Source organism: Phytopseudomonas daroniae (assembly GCF_004327285.1).
In the GTDB taxonomy this organism is placed as follows: Bacteria; Pseudomonadota; Gammaproteobacteria; order Pseudomonadales; family Pseudomonadaceae; genus Aquipseudomonas; species Aquipseudomonas daroniae.
The window spans coordinates 1-6,520 of record NZ_QJUI01000047.1; the positions used below are offsets into that span (position 1 = coordinate 1).

General features: G+C 59.1%; 5 protein-coding genes. 2 read left to right on the forward strand and 3 right to left on the reverse strand.

The genetic code is table 11. The features are described from left to right. Positions 1 to 163 precede the first annotated feature (163 nt). Positions 164 to 1,540 (reverse strand): MFS transporter, encoded by a 1,377-nt coding sequence (locus DNK06_RS24930; RefSeq protein ID WP_131182655.1) that lies wholly within the window; start codon positions 1,538 to 1,540, stop codon positions 164 to 166. A 578-nt stretch (positions 1,541 to 2,118) separates the two neighbouring features. On the opposite strand from DNK06_RS24930, the gene quiC reads away from it, so the two are divergent. Further along, a complete protein-coding gene (gene quiC / locus DNK06_RS24935; protein ID WP_131182656.1) occupies positions 2,119 to 4,026 on the forward strand; it encodes a 3-dehydroshikimate dehydratase QuiC in 1,908 nt (635 codons plus the stop codon). A 90-nt stretch (positions 4,027 to 4,116) separates the two neighbouring features. Next, the gene (locus tag DNK06_RS24940; RefSeq protein WP_131182657.1) at positions 4,117 to 4,788 is read left to right on the forward strand and encodes a TetR/AcrR family transcriptional regulator; all 672 of its coding nucleotides are present in this window, start codon (positions 4,117 to 4,119) and stop codon (positions 4,786 to 4,788) included. Positions 4,789 to 4,826: 38 nt separating this feature from the next. Here the strand turns inward: DNK06_RS24940 and DNK06_RS24945 are convergent, their stop codons facing one another. Together DNK06_RS24945 and aroQ are read right to left on the reverse strand one after the other, a co-directional pair. Continuing rightward, on the reverse strand, positions 4,827 to 5,684 hold the full coding sequence (locus DNK06_RS24945; RefSeq protein ID WP_131182658.1) for a shikimate dehydrogenase: 858 nt from the start codon (positions 5,682 to 5,684) through the stop codon (positions 4,827 to 4,829). Positions 5,685 to 5,691: 7 nt separating this feature from the next. Next, positions 5,692 to 6,132 carry a type II 3-dehydroquinate dehydratase gene (aroQ, locus tag DNK06_RS24950; RefSeq protein ID WP_131182659.1) on the reverse strand — a complete coding sequence of 147 codons (441 nt, stop codon included), beginning with the start codon at positions 6,130 to 6,132 and terminating at the stop codon, positions 5,692 to 5,694. Positions 6,133 to 6,520 lie beyond the last annotated feature (388 nt).

The window sequence follows — 6,520 nt, forward strand, 5'->3', positions numbered from 1 at the left end:
CCGGAAACAGGCTGCTTTGCTCGCGACCTTCGCCCTGGATATAGCCCATAAACGACAATGCCCCTATCAACCGATAGAGGCATTGTCTTCAACTCGCCTTCAGACTGCTAGGTTTTCACACAGTCTGTTTAAGGGCCTTCTTTATTTGCATCTGTCGGCCTGTTCAGTGGCTGCTGGTGTTCAGGCTGCTCATACGGGCAGTTTCGTACTCGGCTTTGTCCATCGACTTGGCGCCCGGTTTGCCCAGGTCGGCCATCGGTACCCGATAGGTTTCCGGAGCGATAAAGGCCGCGATGGCGCACAGGCAGGTGATGCCGAATGCCAGGCCGCCGATCAGCAGCGGAACGTTATCCGAGCCGGGCGGTGCGAGCAGGGCGAACACCGCTGGCAGCATGGCCGTCAGCATGGTGCCGATGTTCTGGGCGATGGCCATGGCCGAAACACGGTAGCGGGTCTGGAACAGCTCCGGGTAGAAGCTTGGGAACACCGCGTTATAGCCCTGGTACACCACGCCCCACATCAGCAGCGACATGATGAATGCCAGTGGCACGTTGCTGATGCTGATGGCGTACAGGTAACCGAAGGCCAGCAAGCCTGAGCCCAGTGCACCGGTGATCATGGTCGGGCGCCGGCCGATCTTGTCGGAGAGGTTACCGACGAAGGGGATCACCAGCACGGCGACGATGTTGCCCACCACCGGAATCCACAGGTACACGCTCTTGTCGAAGCCGATGCCGTACGCGGGTTGTACCGCATAAGCCGCACCGAAGATGGTCGCCACCACCGGGATGACGTTCATCAGCGCCATCACCATGACCAGAACCATGTTTCTCCAGCTATTGGTGAACGCTTCGGCGATCGGCGACTTGGCGATCTTCTGTTTGTTCTCTTCGTTGACGAAGGCCGGAGTCTCATGAACTTCACGGCGGATGATGAAACCCGCCAGCAACACGAAGGCGCTGAGCAGGAACGGGATACGCCAGCCCCACTCGTTGAACGCTTCGCTCGGCATGAAGTAAGCCAGCGGCAGGAACACGGCCGCGGCGAGCACCTGGCCAGCCTGCACACCCTGCAGGGTGAAGCTGGCGTAGAAGCCTCGTCGACCGAATGGCGCATGTTCGAGAATCATCGAACTGGCACCGGAAATTTCACCGGCTACGGCAAAGCCCTGTACCAGACGCAGCACTACCAGTAAGACCGGAGCCAGGAAGCCGATGTCGTGGTAGGTAGGCAGCAGGCCGACGGCCATGGTGGAGATGCCCATCAGGAACATGCACAGCAGCAGCACATTCTTGCGGCCACGGGTGTCACCCCAATGGCCAAGGACGACAGCACCGATAGGGCGGGCCAGGTAACCCACGCCGTAGGTGGCCAGAGAGGCGACGATGGCCATCTTCGGATCGCTGCTGGGGAAGAAAATCTGCGGGAAAATCAGCGCCGCTGCCTGGGCGTAGATGAAGAAGTCGTAGTACTCCAGAGCGGAGCCGACCCAGCCACTGGCTGTAGCTTTCTTGGCTTGTGAACTCGAGGGCTTAGCCATCATTGTCTCCGTTGTTATTAGAGCGCTGAGCGAACCGGCAGGTGAGTGCGGGTCGAGCATCGGCTTTAGGCGACCGGCCTTGGATCGGCACAGTCAGCCCGCTGTCAGGATTATCGAGTGGAGCGTCGCGAGTCAGGGGAAGACGTACGGGAGCGCCGCTGGCTGAGTGCGGGTCAAAAAGCGGGCGAATGGTATGTGGGGGCGCAGGGAGTGGGAAGTGAGCATGGTAGTACTCTTATTGAAATTGTTATGAATGAGGCAAGGCCGCTTGGGTGGTCTGCGCCAGGATGTGATAGCGCAGCGGTTAGAAATATGTTGTTGCAAATGGCGAAACGCAGTCAATTCGATAAACGGCCTTGTGTTCGATAAACGCACGGAATACTAACTGGTTCGTACACTTTGAATTGCCGCTTCCCGCGCGCGCGCGAATAATCGCTGCAGCCCCCGAAGAATCGGGCTGCCGGCTGATTGAAGAACCTGTCTGGTAAGGTACGAAAGCCTTGTCGACTACGCTTGCTGGAGCCTGGCCGAGGCCATCACGCGATCCGCAGAGATCGCTATCTACAAGGAGCTGAAGTATGCATCGCTCGATTGCCACCGTATCCCTGAGCGGAACCCTGCCGGAAAAACTCGAGGCCGTTGCGGCTGCGGGCTTCGATGGTGTGGAGATTTTCGAGAACGACCTGCTGTACTACGCGGGTAGCCCGCGCGACATTCGCAAGATGTGCGCCGACCTGGGCATCGCCATCACGCTATTCCAGCCATTTCGTGATTTCGAAGGCTGCCGTCGTGATCGTCTGCAGCGCAACCTCGACCGTGCCGAACGCAAGTTCGATCTGATGCAGGAGCTGGGAACCGACCTGGTACTGGTGTGCAGCAACGTGGCGGCCGACTCCCTGGGCGACGAGGACATTCTGGTCGATGACCTGCGCCTTCTGGGCGAGCGTGCTGGCGCGCGCGGCCTGCGCATCGGCTATGAAGCATTGGCCTGGGGTCGCCACGTCAACACCTACCAGCAAGTGTGGAACCTGGTTCGCCAGGCTGACCATTGTGCCGTCGGCGTTATCCTCGACAGCTTTCATACCTTGTCGCTGAAAGGCGATCCGGCCGCGATTGCCGATATTCCGGGCGACAAGATCTTCTTCGTGCAGATGGCTGACGCACCGATCCTGGCGATGGACGTGCTGGAGTGGAGTCGCCATTTCCGTTGCTTCCCCGGTCAGGGCGAATTCGATCTGCCTGGCTTCCTCGCGCCGATCATCCGCACGGGCTATACCGGCCCGCTGTCCCTGGAAATCTTCAATGACGGTTTCCGCGCCGCGCCGCCCCGTGCCAATGCAGTGGACGGGCTGCGCTCGCTGCTCTATCTCGAGGAGAAAACCCGTCAGTTGCTGGCCGCAGACGAGCAGGCTCCGAATCTCGATATGCTTTTCTCCACGCCGCCAGCCAGTCGCTATCACGGCGTCGAGTTTCTCGAGTTCGCGGTTGATGAGTCGGCCGGCGCCAAACTGTCGGGCTGGCTCGAACGACTGGGTTTTGCCAAGGCTGGGCAGCATCGCTCCAAGGACGTCAGCCTGCTGCGTCAGGGCGATATCAATATCGTCCTCAATGCCGAGCCTTACTCCTTTGCCCATGGCTTCTTCGAGGCCCATGGGCCGTCTCTGTGTGCCACCGCATTGAAGGTCAAGGACGGCGCTTCGGCGCTGCAGCGCGCTCGCGATTATCGCGGCCATCCTTATCGTGGCCTGGTCGGGCCGAACGAGCGGGAAATTCCGGCGATGCGTGCCCCCGATGGCAGCCTGATCTACCTGGTCGATCAAGCCGAAGCCGGGCAGACCATCTACGACACCGACTTCAAGCTCGATCCGAACGTGGCGCAGACCGGCAGCCTGCAGCGCATCGATCACATGGCGCTGGCACTGCCGGCCGATAGCCTGGACAGTTGGGTACTGTTCTACAAAAGCCTGCTGGACTTCGAGGCGGATGACGAAGTGGTCTTGCCTGACCCTTACGGTCTGGTGAAGAGCCGCGCGCTGCGCAGCCGTTGCAGCTCGGTGCGCCTGCCGCTGAACATTTCCGAGAACCGCAACACCGCTATCGCCCACGCGCTTTCCAGCTACCGCGGTTCGGGCGTGCATCACATCGCGTTTTCCTGCGAGGATATCTTCAAGGAAGTCGCGCGGGCCAAAGAGGCGGGCGTTCCCCTGCTGGACATTCCCCTCAACTACTACGACGATCTGGCCGCACGCTTCGACTTCGACGATGAGTTCCTCAGCGAGCTGGCTTACTACAACGTGCTCTATGACCGTGATGCACAGGGCGGGGAGCTGTTCCACGTATACACCGAGGCGTTCGAAGAGCGTTTTTTCTTTGAAATCATTCAGCGCAAGAATGGCTATGTCGGCTATGGTGCCGCCAACGTCGCCGTCCGCCTTGCGGCGATGGCCAAGTCGCGCAGTGGTAGCGTGCGTCAGGCGAAGCTCTAACCTGTGTGTCCTGGCGGGTGTCGGCTTGCAGCCCTCCACCCGCGTCAGGTTGCAGGATGAACAATAAGAAAGGCCACGATGAGTACTTCTATGACCGTTACCTTTGAGCCTGCGGCCGCAGAACTGGCCGCAGCGCCCCGAAAGCCGCGCAAGAACAACCCGGAAAAGACCCGGGAGAACATTCTGCAGGCCGCTATTACCGAGTTCGTGCAGCAAGGGCTATCGGGGGCGCGCGTCGATGCCATCGCCGAGCGCACGGCGACATCCAAACGCATGATCTATTACTACTTCGGCAGCAAGGAGCAGCTCTATGTCGAAGTGCTCTCCAAGCTGTATGGCGATATCCGCAGCACCGAGCGGCGTTTGCATCTCGATGAACTGCCACCGCCGGACGCCATTCGCCGCCTGGTCGAGTTCACCTTCGACCACCATGACCGCAACTCGGATTTCGTGCGCATCGTCAGTATCGAGAACATCCACTACGGCGAGTACGTCAAGCAGTCGCCGGAAATCCGCCGGATGAGCAATGTGGTGCTGTTGACGCTGGGCGAAACGCTCAAGCGTGGCGAGAAAGAAGGGCTGTTCCGCGAAGGGCTGGACACCCTGGATGTGCACATGCTGATCAGCTCGTTCTGCTTCTATCGCGTCTCCAACCGGCATACGTTCGGCGAGATCTTCCAGATCGATCTGCCGGATGAGCAGGTCAAGCAGCGTCACAAGAACATGATCTGCGAAGCGGTATTGCGCTATATCACCTGCTGAAGCCAAGCCGGCCACTATTCATGGCCGGCTTGGAACCATCAACCGTTCATGCTGTGGAAGTGATCGAGCATACGCTGCGCATCAGCTTCCGCACCGCTGAACAGTTCGAATGCTTTCACCGCCTGGAACACCGCCATGTTGCCGCCGTCCAGTGTTCTGCAGCCGATGGCTCTGGCCTCACGAAGCAGTTCTGTCTCCAGCGGGAAGTAAACGATCTCAGCGACCCAAAGTGCCGGGCGCAGCAGCGCTTTCGGTACTGGCATGCCCGGAAGCTTGGCCATGCCCATGGGGGTGGTGTTGACCAAACCGTCGGCGCTTGCCACGGCAGATGCCAGGTCACTACCTGCTTGAGCACGCGATGAGCCGAAGTGCTCGTTGAGATTGGCTGCCAGGGCCTGGGCGCGTTCAAGCTCGACATCGAAAATGCTCAATTGCTCAACGCCTTCGCTCAACAGTGCATGAGCCACCGCGGCACCTGCACCGCCAGCGCCCATCTGCACGACTTGCCTGCGCTTTACACCGTCGAGGCCGCGGCGGAAGCCTTCCGAGAATCCCAGGCAATCGGTGTTGTGGCCGATGCGCTTGCCATCTTTGAACACCACGGTATTCACCGCGCCAATCCCTCTGGCTTCGTCGGACAGTTCATCGAGCAGGGGGATGATTGCCTGCTTACAGGGGAAGGTGATGTTCAGTCCGGTGAAGCTCATACGCTCGGCAGCGCTCAACAGGTCGGGGAGGGCGCTGCTGTCGAGCTGCAACTGATCCAGGTCGATCAGCCTATATAAGTAGCGAATCCCTTGAGCGTCGCCTTCATGCTCGTGCATGGCTGGTGTGCGGGAGGCCTGGATACCTGCACCGATGAGGCCGGCGAGGATGCTCGGTGTTTTGGTCGTCATGGGTGCATCATCCTTTAACGAGTTGGCTGAAGTGTTGTAGTGCTGCGCGATAGCCTCCGCTGCCCAGGCCGCAGATCACGCCGAGTGCGATCGAGGAGACGAAGGAATGGTGTCGGAAGGCTTCACGTTTGTGCACATTGGATAGATGCACCTCTATTACCGGCAGCTCGCTGGCGACCAGCGCATCGCGAATGGCCACCGAGGTATGTGTCCAGGCAGCAGGGTTGATCACGATGCCTGCGCAGCGGCCACGGGATTTGTGAATCCAGTCGATGAGCTCGGCTTCGTGGTTGGTCTGGCGAAACTCGGTAGCCAGGCCGAGTGTCTCGGCGGTATCGGCGCAAAGGCGGGATATATCGGCCAGGGTTTCATAGCCGTAGGTTGCCGGCTCGCGGGTGCCCAGCAGGTTCAGGTTCGGGCCATTGAGAATCAGGATGATGGGAGCCATGGTGCTTCCTGTTGTTATTGTGGGGTTGCTTATAGAGCTCAGCTAAAAATGTACTAACCGGTTAATTAGGTCAATCGACTCCAGGAAATGGCTGGGACAAAGCGTTCGATTATCGAGCTTTGGCTCATTACGCGGAAAAGCGTAAATAACCGTTGACCTGAGAATCAGGTTGCCTATAATGCGCACCACTTCCGGCGCGGCCTGATCTGAAAACTCCTTGATAATCAGGTAGTTAGACGAAAATAAAGGTTGCACGGACGGCGAATTCGAGTAGAATGCGCCTGCATCGACAGGGTGGTTTGAGTGGCACTGTTGATGGCTCGATCAGGTTGGATCGAAAGCGGTTGAAGAGGTGGTTGACAGCGGTTTGTAACGCTGTAGAATGCGC